Raw genomic sequence first — 17824 nt, 5'->3', positions numbered from 1 at the left:
AGGAATGCCTGGTAAGTTCCGTCGCCTTCTTTTGAAGTGAGGGTGAACGGATTCTTGCCTTCTGCCTTGAGAGCCGGGTTGAAGCTGAAGAGGTTCCAGTAACCAGCTTTGACAGCTGCCTTCATCTCGTCCTGACAGTGGTTCATGCCGCCCTTAACACCGTGGAGCTCACATGGAGCGTATCCGATGATGAGTGACGGACCGTTGTATGCTTCTGCTTCCTGGATGACTTTGAGAGCCTGTGCAGGATTTGCACCGAGAGCAATCTGTCCAACGTATACGTAGCCGTAGCTCATAGCGATTTCAGAGAGTGACTTTTTGCCCATCTCTTTACCGGCTGCTGCGAACTGACAGACTTCACCGATGTTAGAAGCCTTTGATGCCTGTCCACCTGTATTTGAGTACATCTCTGTATCGAATACCATAACGTTGATGTTTTCGCCTGAAGCAAGTACGTGGTCCAAACCGCCGAAACCAATGTCGTAAGCCCAACCGTCGCCACCGAAAATCCATACAGATTTCTTTGCGAGGTAGTCTTTCTGCTCAAGGATTTCTTTTGCAGTTGCAGAACCGTCTTTTTCGAGAGCAGCGATGAGGTCAGCAGCTTTTGCTGAGTTCTCTTTCGTGCTGTCTTTTGTAGCCATGAAAGCGTCGATTGCTTCTTTGAGACTACCAGTTGCTTCCATTCCGTTCAACTTCTCGATGAGGTTGTCGCGGATATATTTCTGGCCTGAGTACATACCCAAACCGTGCTCTGCGTTGTCCTCAAAGAGTGAGTTAGCCCAAGCCGGACCTTTCTTTGAGTCCTTGTTGATTGTGTAAGGAGCTGTTGCTGCAGGACCACCCCAGATTGAAGAACAACCTGTAGCGTTTGAAATGTACATGTGCTCGCCGAAGAGCTGAGTGATCAAGCGGGCATAAGAAGTCTCTGCACAACCTGCGCATGAGCCTGAGAACTCAAGAAGCGGCTGGTTGAACTGGCTTCCTTTGACTGTTGAGTCTGCAAAGCCTGAGTCTTCTTTCTTTGAAACATTTGCAACGAGATAGTTCCATGCTGGCTGCTCGCTCAGGCGAGTCTCCTGTGGAACCATTGTGAGTGCCTGAACTGGACAAACTGTCGTACATTCTCCACAACCCATACAATCCAGAGGGCTGACAGAAAGTGTGAACTTGTATTTTCCAGCCTTTGGCTTGAGGTCAACTGCTTTTCCACCGTTCTTCTCAACTTCTGCAGCTTCTGCGTCTGTGAGGAGGTATGGGCGGATTGTTGCGTGTGAACAAACGAATGCACAGTTGTTACACTGAATACATTTTGTTGAATCCCACTGTGGAACATTGACTGCAGTACCGCGTTTTTCGTAAGCAGAAGCTCCGAGCTGGAACTGACCGTCTGCGATGTCTTTGAATGCAGAAACAGGAAGATTGTCTCCGTCCATCAAAGCGATTGGGTTCATGAGTTTTTCTACCATATCAACGGTAGCTTTCTCGCCCTTGAGAGCAGGTTTAGCTGCATCAGGAGCAGGATTTGCCCAAGAAGCAGGAATCTTAACCTCGTGCAAAGCACCTGCACCCTGGTCGATAGCCTGACAGTTCATGTCAACGATGTCCTGACCTTTCTTAGAGAATTTTGCAACAACCTTCTCTTTCATGTATTTGATTGCTTCTTCTGCAGGAAGAACGCCGGCAAGTTTGAAGAATGCAGACTGGAGAACTGTAGATGTCCTTTTTCCAAGACCGATTTTTGTAGCGATGTCAACTGCGTCTACGGTGTAAACCTTGATGTTGTGGTCAGCGATGTATTTCTTTGACTCAGCAGGCAAGTGCTTGTCAAGTTCTTCGTCAGACCACTGACAGTTGATAAGGAATGTACCGCCGTCTTTAACATCCTGAACCATCTTGTAGCCCTTGATGATGTAAGACTGGTTGTGACAAGCTACGAGATCAGCCTGATTGATGTAGTATGGAGAGCGGATTGGTTTGTCACCAAAGCGCAAGTGTGAAATTGTGATACCACCAGTCTTTTTAGAATCGTACTGGAAGTATGCCTGAATGTATTTGTCAGTGTGATCACCGATGATTTTTGTAGAGTCTTTGTTTGCACCGACTGTACCGTCACCACCGATACCCCAGAATTTACACTCAACAGTTCCTTCTGCAGAAGTGATTGGAGCCGGTTTAACCTCTGGCAATGAGAGATTTGTAACATCATCTGTAATACCGATTGTGAAGCGGGCTTTTGGCTCTGCTTTTGCAAGTTCTGTGTAAACAGCGAATACTGAGCTTGGTGGTGTGTCTTTTGAACCCAAACCGTAGCGTCCGCCAGAAAGTTTTACATCATTCAAGCCGGCTTCGCGGAGAGTTGCAGCAACATCGAGGAAGAGAGGTTCACCGAGTGAGCCTGGTTCCTTTGTGCGGTCAAGAACAGCGATTTTTTTTGCTGTTTTTGGCAATTTTTCGAGGAAGCGTTTCGCATACCATGGTCGGTAAAGATGTACTTTAACAAGACCGACTTTCTCGCCCTTCTTTGTGAGGTAGTCGATAACTTCTTCTGCAACATCACAGATTGAGCCCATTGCAACGATAACGCGGTCAGCATCTGGAGCACCATAGTAGTCAAAGAGACCGTATTTTGTGCCCAGTTTAGCGTTGATTTTGTCGATGTATTTCTCAACGATTGCAGGGAGAGCCTCGTAAGTTGAGTTACAAGCCTCGCGGTGCTGGAAGAATACGTCACCGTTCTCGTGAGAACCGCGCATTGCCGGATGCTCCGGATTCAACGCATGAGCACGGAAAGCCTTGAGGGCTTCAGTTGGGAACATCTCTTTGAGGTCAGCGTAGTCCCATGTTTCGATTTTCTGGATTTCGTGTGAAGTGCGGAAACCATCGAAGAAGTTGATGAATGCAACTTTGCCTTCGAGGGCTGCCAAGTGAGCGACAGGAGCCAAGTCCATGACTTCCTGTGGATTTGATTCTGCGAACATTGCAGCACCTGTCTGGCGACAAGCGTAAACATCTGAATGATCACCGAAAATATTCAAAGACTGTGTAGCAACACAACGAGCAGCAACATGGAATACACAAGGAAGCTGTTCAGCAGCAATCTTGTACATGTTAGGAATCATAAGGAGCAAGCCCTGTGATGCCGTAAATGTTGTTGTAAGTGCACCTGAAGCCAAAGAACCGTGTACTGTACCAGCGGCACCGGCTTCTGATTCCATTTCGATAACCTTTACTTTGTTACCGAAAATGTTTTTCTGACCATTAGCAGACCAGTTGTCTACCCAGTCAGCCATTGGTGAAGAAGGAGTGATTGGATAGATTCCAGCGACTTCAGTGTAAGCATAAGCTACATGAGCTGCTGCCTGGTTTCCGTCCATTGACTGTTTCTTTCTGGACATGTAAGTCCTCCTATAAAGATTGTAAAAAAGAAGATTCGGGAGTGGATTAGAACCTTCCCTATAATAGAAATTTTTGACCTATTCTAAATAGAATAAACCTAAATCTGGATTCTTACAAGGAAAAAAACAACTCATTTTTGCATAAAGGCGAAACGCGGACAAATGGCTTTACCAGTTCACATTTTTTCCGATGATTTTAAGAATTTGCTTTAATTCCTTTTCTGAGATTTCGCCGGCATCAATCGCGCTCTTCCAGACTCTTTTTGCATAAGGGAAAAAGGCTGCCCGCTGTTCCTTTGTGAGCGTAACAACCTTACAGCCATTAGCTTGAATATGCTCGATGTATGCTTCGTTTTCGGCATCGGTCATTTTTGCATTTTCAAACATCATTTTTCTGGCACAAATTGTTATGATATTCTGATATTCTTCAGGAAGAGAATTCCACCAGTCCTTATTTACAAACATGAGTTCCGGGAAAAACTGATAATTGATGATGGTACAGTATTTTTGAACCTCATAGATTTTGCTCGAATCAATAATCGCCAGAGGATTTTCCTGCCCCGAAACAAGGCCGATTGCAAGGGCTGCGTAAAGTTCAGTAAAAGGCACAACAGAAGCCTGCGCTCCGACTGCATTAAGGAAATTTACGGTAGCAGAACTTTGTGGAGACCGGATTGTAAGCCCCTTCATATCCTCTGGTTTTATGATTGGACGGACGCTGTTCGTAATCTGATGAAAACCCGAATCATCGCCAACGGCAAGAACCATCATATTTTTGCTTTCTGCAGAACTGAGCATGTCCTTTACGAAATTACTGTAACACAATTTGCGCGCATCAATAAGAGAATCAGCAATCATCGGAAGCCCAAGCAGCCTGGCTTTAGGAACAACATCAAGGTCTCCGCCACGAACGGCTTCAAGCTTGCCCTCTGAAACAGCGACTGTCATTTCAGATTCACCGCCGATTATGCCGTTTGGAAAGATTTCTACGCCTATTTTACCCTCAGACTGCACTTCAACCTGTTCTTTAAAATATAGAAGAGAACGATGCCGAACGGATTCTTCAGTCTGGGCATGACCGACATGCATGACGAAATCAGGTTTTACGGCAGTTTTTGGTGAGAGGGTATGAAGTTTTAAGTAAGATTTTTTACATGACGGAAACAATGTAAGCATGGCGCTAAAAGCCATAAAAATGAAAAATTTGCTTTTCGTACTCCCCATGTTGACATCTCCTTAAATTCGTCTAAAAAATCAAGTTATTTTAAAAATTATAACACAACTCGCCTTAAAGTACAGAAAAATAAAAAATCTTTAGTTATAATTGTAACAATCCGATATTAAAAACAAAGTATTAAATGCGATAATTTTTTGGGGGAATATATGAAAAAATCATTATTTGTATTGGCAGGTGCAGCTCTTGCAACTCAACTCTTTGCTTTCGATCCGGAGGCTTCTCTTAAACCGATCGGAGAAAACGAATACACAAAAATCGACTATCAGATTACAGAAAAATTCGGAGATTACTACCGCTCTCCACGCGCAAAATTCGTTCATGTTTTTGATTCAAACGGACGCGAAATTGAATCTTCTGAACTCACAAGCAAAGATTCTCTCGTAGACCACATCACCTATAAATATGAAGGAAATAATCTCGTTGAAACAGTTTGCACCGATGCAGACGGAAAAGTCGCATGGAAAATGACAAAAACATACGATGCAGACGGAAACAAAATCGACGAATCAGAGTTCAACTCAAGCGACAACCTCGTAAACCGCACAATCTGGAAAATCAACGGAAAACAGATTGAAGAGTCTTACTACAATGCAGACGGCTCGCTTCTTTCAAAAATCATCACAAAGCTCGATGATCAGGGCAGAACTTCAGAAATCGCACAGTACCTCAACACAGGCAAACTTGAGCAGAAAGCTGTTTACAATTACAATGATGCAGGCAAGCTCTCAGAAATTGCTTACTTCAATGCAGTCGGAAGCCAGACCAAAAAGGTCGTCTTCAGATTCGATGCAGCATATCAGATTTCAGAAGAACAGACTTACAATGCCGAAAACAAGCTCATCACACGAATCATCTACAAATATGACGGAAGCGGCAACATCATCAAAAGAACAAGCTACAATGTTGCAGAAAAATTCGGCACAACTGTAAACGAACTTACAGGAATCGCAGAATATGCTTACGGAGCAGGAGCAAGGCCAGCTGCCACAACAACACCTGCAGGCGCAGCTTTTGACGCAAAATAACTCGAACGGAAATTACATCGTGTAATTTCCGATTCGCACGAGAATTTTCTTTCAGAAAATTCTCTCTCTTCTAAAACGCCACCTCCTGTGGCGGATTTTCTGGAAACTACGGGATTTTTATAGGGGTAAGAGATGAAAACAATCGGAATAAAACTTGCTGACGGAACATTCTATCCGGTTCTCGAAGAAGGCGAAGCAAAAAAGAGAATGCTGGATTTGACGACAGCTAAAGATAATCAGACAAAAGTTCAGATTGACTTGTATCGCTCAGAAAACGGCACGATGGACGATGCTGAATATGTCGATACGCTCGAAGTCACAAAGCTTAACCCTCATCCAAACGGAGAGCCGGAACTTCATCTTTCCGTAGGCCTGGACGAAGAAAATCATCTCACAGCGGAAGTCGTTGACCCTGAAACAGGCAAAAAAAGCGAAACTGAAGTCACTTTGGTTTCACGAACCGCTGAAGAGCGCGCAGAACCGGCAGATTTCGCCCTTTCATCTTCATCAGAATCTTCATCGGAAGAAACGGTTGAAGAACCTGCCCCAGAAGCAGAGGAAAGTGCCGTAACAGAAACTGCTGAAATCACAGAAGAAAATCTTGCAAAAGATGCCTCAGAATCAACTTTCCCGCCACAGGAACTTCCAGAGCTAAATTCGAGCGTGCTTGAAGACATGCCTTTCCATTTTGACCATTCTGAACCGCCAAAAACAAACATTGATTTGAATGACGGTTTTGAAGGTGCAAAACCAGATTTCTCTGCACTCGACAATGATGTTCCAGTAGAAGACAAAACATTGGAATCAGTTGATTTTTCTGCAAAACATTCCGACGAAACCAATGATTTAACTGAGAACAACGATTTAACAGAAACTCCTGATTTTGACGCTGGTTCTGAAATTCAGACCGACACGACAACAATCGAAGACGACACAACGATTGCAGACGATTCTGTAAGTGTAGCCGACGATTTCTCAACAGAAGATTTTTCTCTCCCTGACATCGAAGACAATTCTTCTTTTGACTCATTTGACAGCACAAGCTCAAGCCAGACCGAAGATTCTACACTCCCTGATTTTGACGATGATTTCACTGCAACGACAAAATCAGATTCTGACTTCGACTCATCATCTGAACCAGAGGGATTTGATTTACCTGACTTTGATTCTGATTTTTCAGACACAAAAACTTCAGGAACAGCAACTGGCCTCAACTTCGATGATTTCAATGACCTCGACAAACCGGCCACAGATGATTCAAGCTCAATCTCTGACGATGACCTTTTCGGAACATCAAGTGCAACAACAATGAGCGGTTCTGCAATGGATTTCTCTGACCTCTACGACAAAGAAACTCTTGCCGGTGAACACGCTTCTCTCTATGACGAAGAAGAAGAAACAAAGAAAACCCGCACACCTGTAATCATCTGCATTATCTGTGCGATTATCTGTGTCATTGCGACAATTCTCGTGCTCTTTATCGTACCGTCAAAATACAATCTCATCGCATCAAGAAATACCAACGGCGTTTCAATCCTTGATAAGTTCTTCTCAAAAGAAAAGACTGTCGTTGAAAAGCCGGTTGAAGAAGCAGAAGAAGGCACAAAATTCATTGATGTCGAGGTTGAAGAAGAACCAGCCCCGGAAGCAGTTGAAGACAAAATCATCATCGCTCCTGAGCCAGAAAAAGTCGTTCCGGTTCCGCCGCCATCTCCTGTTGAGCAGAAAAAGCCTGAAGTCAAAAAGACTTCTGATGTAAAATACCACATTCGCTGGGGCGACACTCTTTGGGACATTTCAGAGTCTTACTACAAGACACCGTGGAAATATCCGAAAATCGCGACATACAACAAAATCAAAAACCCGGATTTAATCATTTCCGGCACAGATATTTTGATTCCGGCTGAATAATCCCTGGTGGCTGTCTAATAAGTAAAAAATGTGGTGGTTGAGCCCTGCGCAACACAGTTGCTTCGGAGAATCGCTAAAATCGCAGTGCGATTTTTTAACGCTCCCTATGTCGAAACCACACATATAGTGTGAATAGTCATTTCGACAAGCTCAATGACCGTAATCAACTGAACTTATTAGACAGCCCCTATTTTTTTTATTAAAATCTCTTCTATGAAAAAAGTCTTTCCTGCCCTTATTTTTTTAGTATTGTTTTCTGCCTGTACACGGGCAGGAACATCTGGTTCAAGAAACGCAGCACAAAAAAAATTCGGCAATGATACAAATTATTATCTCGCATTGCAGGCCGCTGAAAACGGAAACGAAAAAGAAGCGGTCAGGCTTTTTTCCATCGCCAAAAAGAAAGGAAGTCCGCTGATTGCAAAAAAGAGCGCAGAAGCCCTCACTCAGCTTGGCAGCGTCCGTGAACGAATCGAGGCGGCAGAATATTTCGCACAAGCCTACGATGACGAATCATCCCTTGCTGTCTCATGCCGCGAATTGTTTTCGCACGGCGAATTCGTCAAAATCATCAGTCTCACAGAAAAAATCTCCCTTGAAACCACAAAGAATGAAATCGTAAAATACAGGCTTCTTTCCCTTGCAGAAAAAAAAGACAGCCGCTTTGAAAACGAATTTTACACCTGGTTCATTTCACGCCCGGTTTCCAGCGAGCACCTTGAAACTTACGCCGCCTATCTTGCTTTTCTCAGCGAAAACAATATGAAGATTCAGCAGGAAAGCGAGAAATTTCAGAAAAATCTGAACAAACGAAGCCTTCTGGAAAGTCAGCTTGCCCCGGACTATCACTTCAAATCAGAAAATGACGAAAACTCCGCAGCACAGTCTGACTCAGAATTTTCAATCTCACCGGAAGAAGGATTTGAACCGCTTTTTGAAGCACTCCAGGAAGCAGAAATTCCGCAGAAAGTCATAATTGATTTCAGAATCGCTGTTTTTCATCGCAATTATAAGGCTGCGCTCAGTCAAACCGGCAAAATCATGACAATCTACAAAAATCGCGATGAAGAGCTTGATTCGCAGATTCTTTCGGACATCGGCAAGGCAACTCTCTACGCAACGAACAATTTTTACGCCTCGGCACGCACTTTCGACACTCTTGCCAAAACCCTCAGTCCCGAAAAAGCATATTTCGCACACTTTTATGCCGCACGGCTCTACGACAAGGCAGGCCGCTACCCGCGTCAGACGGTCTCCAGATTCAGGAATGCACTCGCCTCAACAGAAGACGCGCTCAAATTCGACAACTGTCTGTGGTATCTTTTGAATTTTCAGCTGCGCACTTCCACAGATGACATAATCGCGACGCTTACCGAATATGGCTCACGGATTCATAATTCTGAATACTTTGACGACTTTTTTGAATCGCTTTCAATTTTGCTTCTTTCAAGTCATCGCTGGCAGGATTTTTTCAAGGTTTGGAAACAGACGGATTCCAATTTTTCCGAATACACGGCAGGAAAATACGCTTACATTTCAGGAAGATTGATTGAAGAAGGCCTTGCTGAAGGCGACCGGGACTTGCAGACCAGACAAGCCGTAGAAGCGTTCTCTAAGGTCCTGAACGGAAATTCTTCTATATATTACAAAGTATGCGCACTCGAAAGGCTCAATATCACTGACCAGGCATTGATTGAATCATACCTTTTTAAGAAGAACGGCAACCACGAATCAGAAGAAAATGACGAAAATCTCCCTGACGACGGCGCGGGCAAACTTTTGAGCGGATATGCCGCATTCGGTTTTCCGCAAAGGCTTTATTCAGAATGGCTTTTAAATAGAAAAAAACTCACTGTTCATGATGCAATCGAAACCGCAGAATTTTTAAGCCGCTGTGCCGAAAACAGCAATGACAACGCGTATAATGTCCAGAGTCTTAGAATCGCGGCAAGAACTTTTGAAAACACGAACGAAGAGATTCCGCGTGAACTTGCCCTTCTGAATTTTCCGCAGTTCTACAAGCCGATAATCGACTCGGCCTGTGAAGAATTCTCTGTTCCAAAATATCTGATGTACGCGCTTATCCGAAGCGAAAGTTTTTTTGATTCGGGAGTGACAAGCAAGGCTGGAGCAAACGGCCTCACTCAACTCATGGAAGCAACTGCCGACGATGAGGCAAAAAAGCTCAAAATCGGTAAAAACGGTGAATACGACATCTTTGACGCACAGACGAATGTAAGAATGGGAACGCATTACCTTTCAAGCCTGATTGGACGGACTGCCGGCAACAACGAGCTTCTGGCCCTCTACGCTTACAATGCGGGCCTTACGAATGTGCGAAACTGGGTTTCACGATTCAAAAAAGACTGGGAAACGACCGGAAAGCCACCGCACCAGCCGGTCGGAATCAGCATGGATCTCTTCCTTGAATCACTTCCATTCGCGGAAACAAGAGAATATGGCAGAAAGGTGATTTCCGCCGCCGCGATGTACGCATATCTGTACGAAAACAAGCTCCCCGGCGAAACCGTCCGTGAAATTATGTATTAGGCCAGCATTCAACCTACTCCCATAAGTCAGCGCAAAGTTGTATAATACTCGCCTTATGGAAAATCCTTTGTCTACTCTTTTACCGTCTGCATGTCATTTTATGACTTTGAACGGCACGCAGTTCATGCTTCTGGTCGGAATCATGATGTTTTTCGGGTCTTTTGGTGGCCGCATCTTTCAGAAGCTCAAAATCCCTCAGGTTGTCGGATATATTGTCATAGGAATCATCATAGGCGTTTCGGGCTTTTTGATTCTCGGAAAAGAGACCGTTGCCGCACTCAACCCGATTTCAACCGCTTCACTCACCCTGATTGGCTTTCTGGTCGGTGCAGAGCTTAAAATCGAAGTAATCAAAAAATACGGAAAGCAGTTCGTCGGAATTCTGCTTGGCGAGTCAATAACGCCATTTTTCGTCGTCGGAATCCTCACTGGCACCGTCACATATCTCTTTACAAAATCCACGGCACAGTCAGTTTCTTTCGGTCTGATTTTGGGTGCAATCTGTGCCGCAACAGCTCCGGCCGCCACAACGGATGTTCTTAAAGAATACCGCACCAAAGGTCCTCTCACCACAACGATTCTTGGAATTGTCGCAATGGATGACGCAGTTGCCCTCATCCTGTACGCAATTGCCGCCACGATTTCAGCACCACTTTTAGGCGGACATTCCGTTTCACTTCTCTCTCAGCTTGGAGCAATCGCCTACGACATTTTTGGATCTGTCGCGCTGGGTCTTGGCTTCGGCTTCATCTTGAACCTGATTTTAAAGAACATCATGCACAACGAAGACCGCGTCCTTGGATTCTCGCTCGGAACCCTTTTTCTCTGTACGGGAATATGCAACGCGCTTAACCTCGACAACATTCTTTCGGCCATGTTCATCGGCTTTTTCATGACGAATTTTGCCCATAAAAAGACAAACGCAATGTTCAAGCTGGTCGAAAAATTCACGCCGCCAGTCTATGTTCTTTTCTTCGTAACAGTCGGCGCAAAGCTCAACATCTGGATTGTCACGCCGTTCATAGCAATCATCGCGCTCTTGTATGTCGGTGGACGCACGCTCGGAAAAACAATCGGTAGCAGACTTGGCGCAAGGCTCACGAATGCCCCTAAATCAGTACGAAAATATCTCCCATATTGTCTTTTAAGTCAGGCAGGTGTTGCAATTGGTTTGTCTATCGCTGCCGGGAATGATTTTCAGGACTCAATCGGGCCTCAAATCATGCTCATCATTACGGCCACAACTTTCATCGTTCAGATTCTTGGTCCAATCTGCGTAAAATACGGCGTAAGCAAGGCCGGTGAAGTCGGCTTAAATGTCACCGCCGAAGATTTGATGAAAACGGCAAAAGTCAGCGACATCAGCATAAAGGGACATGTTCTCTGCCGTCCGAATTCATACACAATCGTCAACGACACAGACACGGTCGGAAACATCATCAAAAACTTCACTCACCATGAAAACACAAATTATGAGGTGCGCGGAAATGACGGCGCGGAAGAAGGAAAGCTCGTCGGTCAGATTTCAACAGAACATCTCAAGGAAGCAATGCAAATCGGAGAAATGGGCGAAAATCTTCTTGCGATGGACCTCATGGAAAAGCCCACGGTTACATGCCCGGTCACAGCCTCACTCCCCGACGCCTACCAGCTTTTTTCTGACTACGACACGGACGCAATCTGCATAATCAACGAGCAGAACGACCCGCTTGGAATGCTGGAAAAGTTTGCGGTCGACCATTACATCCACTCAAAAATCGTAGAACTTGAGCACAAACTGGCAAAAATGGAAGGGTAAAATAATTAGCAATTATCAGTTAGCAATTGGGCACTACCCTAGTGCTTTTATGATTTTCTCCATGTTTTCGGTTTTTGTTGCAGTGTAATTGAGTTTTACTTCGATGTCGCACAAATCTTTGTAAATCTTCTGGCGTTCTTCGTAAAAATTATGGAAAATCGCCCGTACATCGGCTACATTCTCTGGATTTTCCTTTGCAATGTATGCCGGAAGATTTTTCATCACGCCCACGCCGTCATATTTTATTTCACGGACAATCCTGTCGGCGGCAGTTTTTTCATCAGCGTTCAGAAAAACAAATTTTCCGGTTTTATGAAGGGCTTCAAGTGCAGCCGGATTGTTGCAGATTCCGCCGCCTGTTGCAATCACACAGGCAATACCGTCAGAAGACACGCACTCCCCTTCATTTTGAGATTGATTCAGAATCTTTTCGGCAAGTTTTTCACAAGCATTCCGTTCAGCCTCAATAAAGGCATCTTTTCCCTGCTCAGAATAAATTTCGCGCGGAGTCTTTCCAGTAAGAGCAGTAACTTCATCATCCGTATCAAAAAAAGGACAGCCAAAATGCTTTGAAAGCAGCTTCCCCTGCGTAGATTTCCCGCAGTGCTTTATCCCCAAAAGAATTATCGAGTTCATGAAAAAGATTATAGGTCAAATGTCGAGTTTTGCAAATCCTCTGAGTGATGCAAAACTCGACATTTTTCCATTCTATGCCGATATAGCCGTCTAATGTTGAGTTTTGAACTTACCGGATATGGCAAAAACGGCGCGAGGGAGCGAAACGGCTTACGAAAACACTCGTTTTGTGCTGCCGCGCAAGCGGCAAATGTATATAGTTACAAGCACAAAACGCGTGTAGCAGGCTAGCCTGCGGTTTCGATAAGCCGTTATCACGACTGGGAGCCGTTTTTTATGCACTCAGTAAATTTCAAAACTCGACATTCAACCTTATAGTTCTTCACGCAAAAAAATGATACAATCTTTGCCATGAATTTGTACGCACTTTTAGGAATTTGCTTCATTCCTTCCGCACTTTTTTTCGCGCTTGCGCTAATCCTCAATAAAGACCTTAAAATCAAATACTGCCTTGTTGCCTGTGTTCTGGCACTCATTACCGTTCTTCCCACTTCGATGCTTCAGTTTTATGTCCTCAGTCTCCCCATTTTCACGGCATACACTTTCGCATCCCTCATGATTACGGCAATCCTTTTCAACGGCCTCATCGAAGAATCAATGAAGATGCTTTTCATGTGCCTGATTCCGCAGAAAAATCAGGTTTTGGGAGCGTTTTTCTGCTGTGTAATCCTTTACGGCCTCACCGTGGGCGGTTTTGAATCGGTCATCTACATCGTCAAAAAATTCCAGGAAATTCAAAATCAGGGCGGAAAAGAAATCGTAATCCACCTTCTCATTGACCGCATTTTCTCCGCACAGGCAATCCATGTATTCGCAGCGGGCTTGAGCGGTCTTTACATCTGGAATTTCCGAAATCAGCATAAAAATCCAATGCCATTCATCTACGCGGTTCTTCTGCACGGAATCTACAATTTCTTCGCAAGTTTTACATCGATTTATCACTGGCTTGCAATCGTCGCAATCCTGTTTGCGGCGGTTGAATGTCGCATTTTCTATGTAGCCGCGAAATCCATTCCCAAACAGGAGCAGCAGTAAAATCCGCTAATATTGACAAAAATATTCCATTTGCTGTATAACTTCAAAAACGGCAAAGAGGTCGTAGATAATGTTTCGTAAAAGCGAGGCACTGTCTACGACCTTTTTTTTTCAAAATAGGAGAAAAGTATGTGTGGTTTTGTAGGTGCATTTGATTTGGCTTCAGGCGGGAAGCCGGTTGCGGAGGGCTTGAAAGACGAGCTTCGTTCACAAGTCTTGGAAATGAGCAAAAAGATTCGTCACCGTGGCCCGGATTGGAGCGGCGTTTACACTGGTGACAATGCAATTTTGAGCCACGAACGACTTTCAATCGTTGACCCTCTTTCTGGAAAGCAGCCTCTGGTCAGCGATGACGGAAAAATCATTCTTGCGGCAAACGGAGAAATTTACAATCATAAAGAAATCCGTGCCGAATTCAACGGAAGCTATAACTTTTTGACAGGAAGCGACTGTGAGGCAATCATTCCTCTTTACAAGAAGTACCGTGAAAGCGGAAATTTTACCGAAATGATTGAAAAATTGAGCGGAATCTTTGCATTTGCCCTCTACGATTCAGAAAATGATGTCTATCTGATTGCCCGTGACGAAATCGGTGTAATCCCGCTGTATCAGGGCTGGGACAAGGCAGGCCGCTACTATGTTGCAAGCGAGCTTAAAGCCCTTGAAGGCGAATGCCAGACAATCGAAGAATTCCCGACCGGACATTATTTGTATTCAGGAGGGGAAAGCCTTCCCCTGTCTCCAGCCGCTGACGCGTCTTCCGCCACCCCTTCTGCGGGGACACCCCGCAACGCCCCGACAGCCCCTGCTCCTGTTCGCTGGTACAAGCGTGACTGGGAATCGTTCGATGCCGTTAAAAACAATCCGCGTGCTACAGACGAAAAAGGCGAAGTAATCAATCCAAGCGTAATCGAAAAAGTACGAAATGGCCTTGAAAGTGCGGTAAAAGCACAGCTCATGAGCGATGTTCCCTACGGCGTTTTGCTTTCGGGTGGTTTGGACTCATCAATCATCGCGGCAATCACACAGAAATTCAGTAAAAAGCGAGTTGAAAGCGATTCAAAAGAAAGTGCATGGTGGCCTCGTCTTCACTCATTTGCAGTCGGTCTTGAAGGAAGCCCGGACCTGATTGCAGCACAGAAAGCCGCTGACTATATCGGAACCGTTCACCATGAAGTTCACTTCACGATTCAGGAAGCATTGGATGCCCTGCCTGATGTAATCTACCACATTGAAACATACGACATTACGACCGTGCGTGCTTCAACACCGATGTACCTTCTTGCACGCGTAATCAAATCAATGGGAATCAAAATGGTTCTTTCGGGCGAAGGAAGTGATGAGCTTTTCGGCGGATATTTGTACTTCCACAAGGCACCGAACGCACAGGAATTCCACGAAGAACTTGTCCGCAAAATGAGCAAGCTCCATCTTTACGACTGTCTTCGCGCAAACAAATCACTCATGGCATGGGGCGTTGAAGGCCGCGTTCCGTTCCTCGACAAAGATTTCATCGACATTGCGATGAGCCTAAATCCGAGCGATAAAATGAACATCAAGCTCCCGGACGGCAAACAGCGCATGGAAAAATGGATTTTGCGCAAGGCCTTTGAAGATTTGCTCCCAGAGAGCATTGCATGGCGTCAGAAAGAGCAGTTCTCTGACGGCGTAGGCTACAACTGGATTGACACTCTCAAAAAGATGACCGAAGAAAAGGTAAGCGACGCAGAATTTGCCCGCCGCGAAAACCGATTCCCGGTCAATCCGCCAAAAACAAAAGAGGAATACTACTACCGCGAGATTTACAGCCGCCTCTTCCCAAGCGACAGTGCAGCCCGCTGCGTTCCGCACGAAGCCGGAGTTGCCTGCTCTACTGCAAAAGCATTGGAATGGGATGCCACATGGAAGAACATGGACGAGCCATCTGGAAGAGCTATCAGCGGTGTTCACACAGATGCTTATAAAGCAAAATAAGCCCTGCGAGTTTGCAAAGCAAACTCGTTAAGCACGCGTTAGCGTGCGACGTGTTCATAACGATGCTTACAAGGCATAAAAAAGTCCATTAATTTTTGTAAAATCAAGTGTCGGATTATTGACACAATCTTAATTTTAAGATATAAGTTTTTATCACACGACAATGAGGTCGCAGGATTCACTTCTTGCGACCTTTTTTTATTAAAATTGGCAATGGAGCCGGAGATTTTTCTTAACAAGAATCTTCGGCTTTTTTTATAACCGGCGATGATGTCGGGCACGAGTGCACAGTGTCTGATGTCATCGCCTTTTTTTTGCTGCCAGCGGGTTTTAGGGCGGCAGCCCTAGGCGAAGGGGTAGCGAAAAAGCAACGCTTTGTAGCGAGGGGGAGACTTCCCCCTTTATTAAAAAACGGAGGTATTAAAAAATGAACGAAGTTTGGGGAGTTTGGTTCCTTATTGGTGCGGCACTTGTATTCTTTATGCAGTGCGGCTTTGCAATGGTTGAAACGGGATTTACACGGGCTAAAAACGCAGGAAACATCATCATGAAAAACCTGATGGATTTCTGTATCGGAACGCCTATGTTCATGCTGCTTGGTTTTGGTCTTATGATGAGCGAAAACTATCTGTTTGGCGTAATCGGAAAACCGCACTTGCAGCTTTTCACTATTTTTGCTGAATTGGACTGGTCGGCTTTTGTATTCAACCTTGTTTTCTGTGCAACAGCGGCAACAATCGTTTCTGGTGCAATGGCTGAACGAACAAAATTCAGTTCATATTGTATCTATTCGGCTGTAATTTCAGCAGTTGTTTATCCAATCGAAGCAGGATGGGTCTGGAACGCAAACGGCTGGCTTGTTCAGCTCGGATTCGTCGATTTCGCAGGTTCTGCAGCAATTCACTCAGTCGGTGGTACAGCAGCTTTAATCGGTGCAATGTTCCTCGGTCCACGAATTGGAAAATATGATTATGATAAAAACGGAAAGGTAACAAAGGTTCACGCAATTCCTGGTCATTCGCTCACTTTGGGTGCTTTGGGAACATTCATCCTCTGGTTCGGATGGTACGGATTCAACGGTGCAGCTTGTACAAAATTGCTCGGTGTCGGCGGTCTCGCAGCAGTATTCACAACAACAACAATCGCTCCGGCACTTGCCTGTGTCACAACAATGCTTTTCACATGGTTCAAAAACGGTAAACCAGATGTTTCAATGACTTTGAACGCTTCACTTGCAGGTCTGGTTGCAATCACTGCTCCATGTGCGACAGTTGACGCTTTGGGTGCAAGCATCATCGGTATCGTGGCAGGTTTCCTTGTAGTAATCGTAGTTGAAGGTCTTGATTTGAAGTGCCACATCGATGACCCGGTTGGTGCAGTTGGTGTTCACCTTGCAAACGGTATCTGGGGTACTTTGGCAGACGGTCTTTTCAATGTTGAAAGCGGTGTATTCTACGGCGGCGGATTCAAGCACTTGGGAGTTCAGACTCTCGGTGAGTGTACAATTGTTCTTTGGACAACAGTTTGTATGGTAATCGTCTTTGCGGCAATCAAAAAGTTCCACGGTCTCCGTGCAAGCCGCGAAGAAGAAGTAATCGGTCTTGATAAACTTGAACACGGAATCGATTCTGCTTACGGCGGATTCATCATGGCTCCACAGGTAATGAATGCGGGTCTTCCAGGAGATGCAGATTCAGCACTTGCACCAACAGTCAAGGGTTCTGTTCCAGTTGAAAAGGCAATTCCAGTTACAAAGGCAACAGAGCGTCCTGATGCTAAGTTCCACAAGGTCACAATCATCACACGACCAAGCAAGTTCGACGAGTTGAAGTCAGCAATGAACGACATCAATGTTACAGGTATGACAGTTGCAAATGTACTTGGATGCGGTGTTCAGCACGGAAATGTCCAGAAGTATCGTGGTGTCGCAATGGATATGACACTGCTGCCAAAAATCAAGGTTGACATCGTTGTAAGCGAAGTTCCAGTTGATTTGGTCGTAACAGCAGCCAAGGAAGTCCTTTACACAGGAAACATCGGTGACGGAAAGATTTTCGTATACGATGTAGAAAATGTAATCAAAGTCCGAACTGGCGAAGAAGGATATGAAGCCCTTCAGGACTAAGGGGACAATATAATAGAAGAAAATGGCGTTACCCGCCTTCGGCGGGTCGCGCTTTTCGCCCTTCGCTAACGCTCATTGCCAGCACGCTGGCAACTTCGGGGCTACAATCGCTAACGCAAAAATCCACTCGCTTTT

Annotated in this window: 10 protein-coding genes; 7 read left to right on the top strand and 3 right to left on the bottom strand. The window is 45.1% G+C overall.

What is annotated here, in order from left to right; translation table 11 throughout:
* Together nifJ and Q0Q74_RS07410 are read right to left on the bottom strand one after the other, a co-directional pair.
* Positions 1 to 3398: pyruvate:ferredoxin (flavodoxin) oxidoreductase (gene nifJ / locus Q0Q74_RS07415; protein WP_294429711.1), on the bottom strand; the 3398-nt coding region annotated here is incomplete at its 3' end.
* A 168-nt stretch (positions 3399 to 3566) separates the two neighbouring features.
* Positions 3567 to 4622, bottom strand: a complete 1056-nt coding sequence (locus Q0Q74_RS07410; protein ID WP_294429710.1) for a TRAP transporter substrate-binding protein — start codon at positions 4620 to 4622, stop codon at positions 3567 to 3569.
* Between the two features lie 159 nt (positions 4623 to 4781).
* Between Q0Q74_RS07410 and Q0Q74_RS07405 the strand changes: the two genes are divergently transcribed.
* The 4 genes from Q0Q74_RS07405 to Q0Q74_RS07390 all read left to right on the top strand — a co-directional run bounded on the left by Q0Q74_RS07405 (position 4782) and on the right by Q0Q74_RS07390 (position 11919).
* Positions 4782 to 5660, top strand: a complete 879-nt coding sequence (locus Q0Q74_RS07405; protein WP_294429709.1) for a hypothetical protein — start codon at positions 4782 to 4784, stop codon at positions 5658 to 5660.
* A gap of 132 nt (positions 5661 to 5792) precedes the next feature.
* A complete protein-coding gene (locus Q0Q74_RS07400; RefSeq protein ID WP_294429708.1) occupies positions 5793 to 7571 on the top strand; it encodes an Hsp70 family protein in 1779 nt (592 codons plus the stop codon).
* A 213-nt stretch (positions 7572 to 7784) separates the two neighbouring features.
* Positions 7785 to 10121 (top strand): lytic transglycosylase domain-containing protein, encoded by a 2337-nt coding sequence (locus tag Q0Q74_RS07395; protein ID WP_294429707.1) that lies wholly within the window; start codon positions 7785 to 7787, stop codon positions 10119 to 10121.
* Positions 10122 to 10176: 55 nt separating this feature from the next.
* Positions 10177 to 11919: a cation:proton antiporter gene (locus Q0Q74_RS07390; protein WP_294429706.1), complete on the top strand. Its 1743-nt coding sequence runs from the start codon at positions 10177 to 10179 to the stop codon at positions 11917 to 11919.
* 33 nt (positions 11920 to 11952) lie between these two features.
* On the opposite strand, the gene Q0Q74_RS07385 is transcribed toward Q0Q74_RS07390, so the two are convergent.
* Positions 11953 to 12555 carry a shikimate kinase gene (locus tag Q0Q74_RS07385; RefSeq protein ID WP_294429705.1) on the bottom strand — a complete coding sequence of 201 codons (603 nt, stop codon included), beginning with the start codon at positions 12553 to 12555 and terminating at the stop codon, positions 11953 to 11955.
* Between the two features lie 351 nt (positions 12556 to 12906).
* Between Q0Q74_RS07385 and Q0Q74_RS07380 the strand changes: the two genes are divergently transcribed.
* The 3 genes from Q0Q74_RS07380 (at position 12907) to Q0Q74_RS07370 (ending at position 17689) form a co-directional block, all read left to right on the top strand.
* On the top strand, positions 12907 to 13590 hold the full coding sequence (locus Q0Q74_RS07380) for a PrsW family glutamic-type intramembrane protease (protein ID WP_294429704.1): 684 nt from the start codon (positions 12907 to 12909) through the stop codon (positions 13588 to 13590).
* Positions 13591 to 13719: 129 nt separating this feature from the next.
* The gene (gene asnB / locus Q0Q74_RS07375) at positions 13720 to 15564 is read left to right on the top strand and encodes an asparagine synthase B (protein ID WP_294429703.1); all 1845 of its coding nucleotides are present in this window, start codon (positions 13720 to 13722) and stop codon (positions 15562 to 15564) included.
* A 427-nt stretch (positions 15565 to 15991) separates the two neighbouring features.
* Complete coding sequence (locus Q0Q74_RS07370; RefSeq protein WP_294429702.1) at positions 15992 to 17689, top strand: ammonium transporter; 1698 nt, start codon at positions 15992 to 15994, stop codon at positions 17687 to 17689.
* The last annotated feature ends 135 nt before the right edge of the window (positions 17690 to 17824 follow it).

Source organism: uncultured Treponema sp., from assembly GCF_946187725.1.
Classification (GTDB): domain Bacteria; phylum Spirochaetota; class Spirochaetia; order Treponematales; family Treponemataceae; genus Treponema_D.
This window is presented reverse-complemented; position numbering and strand designations above follow the sequence as displayed.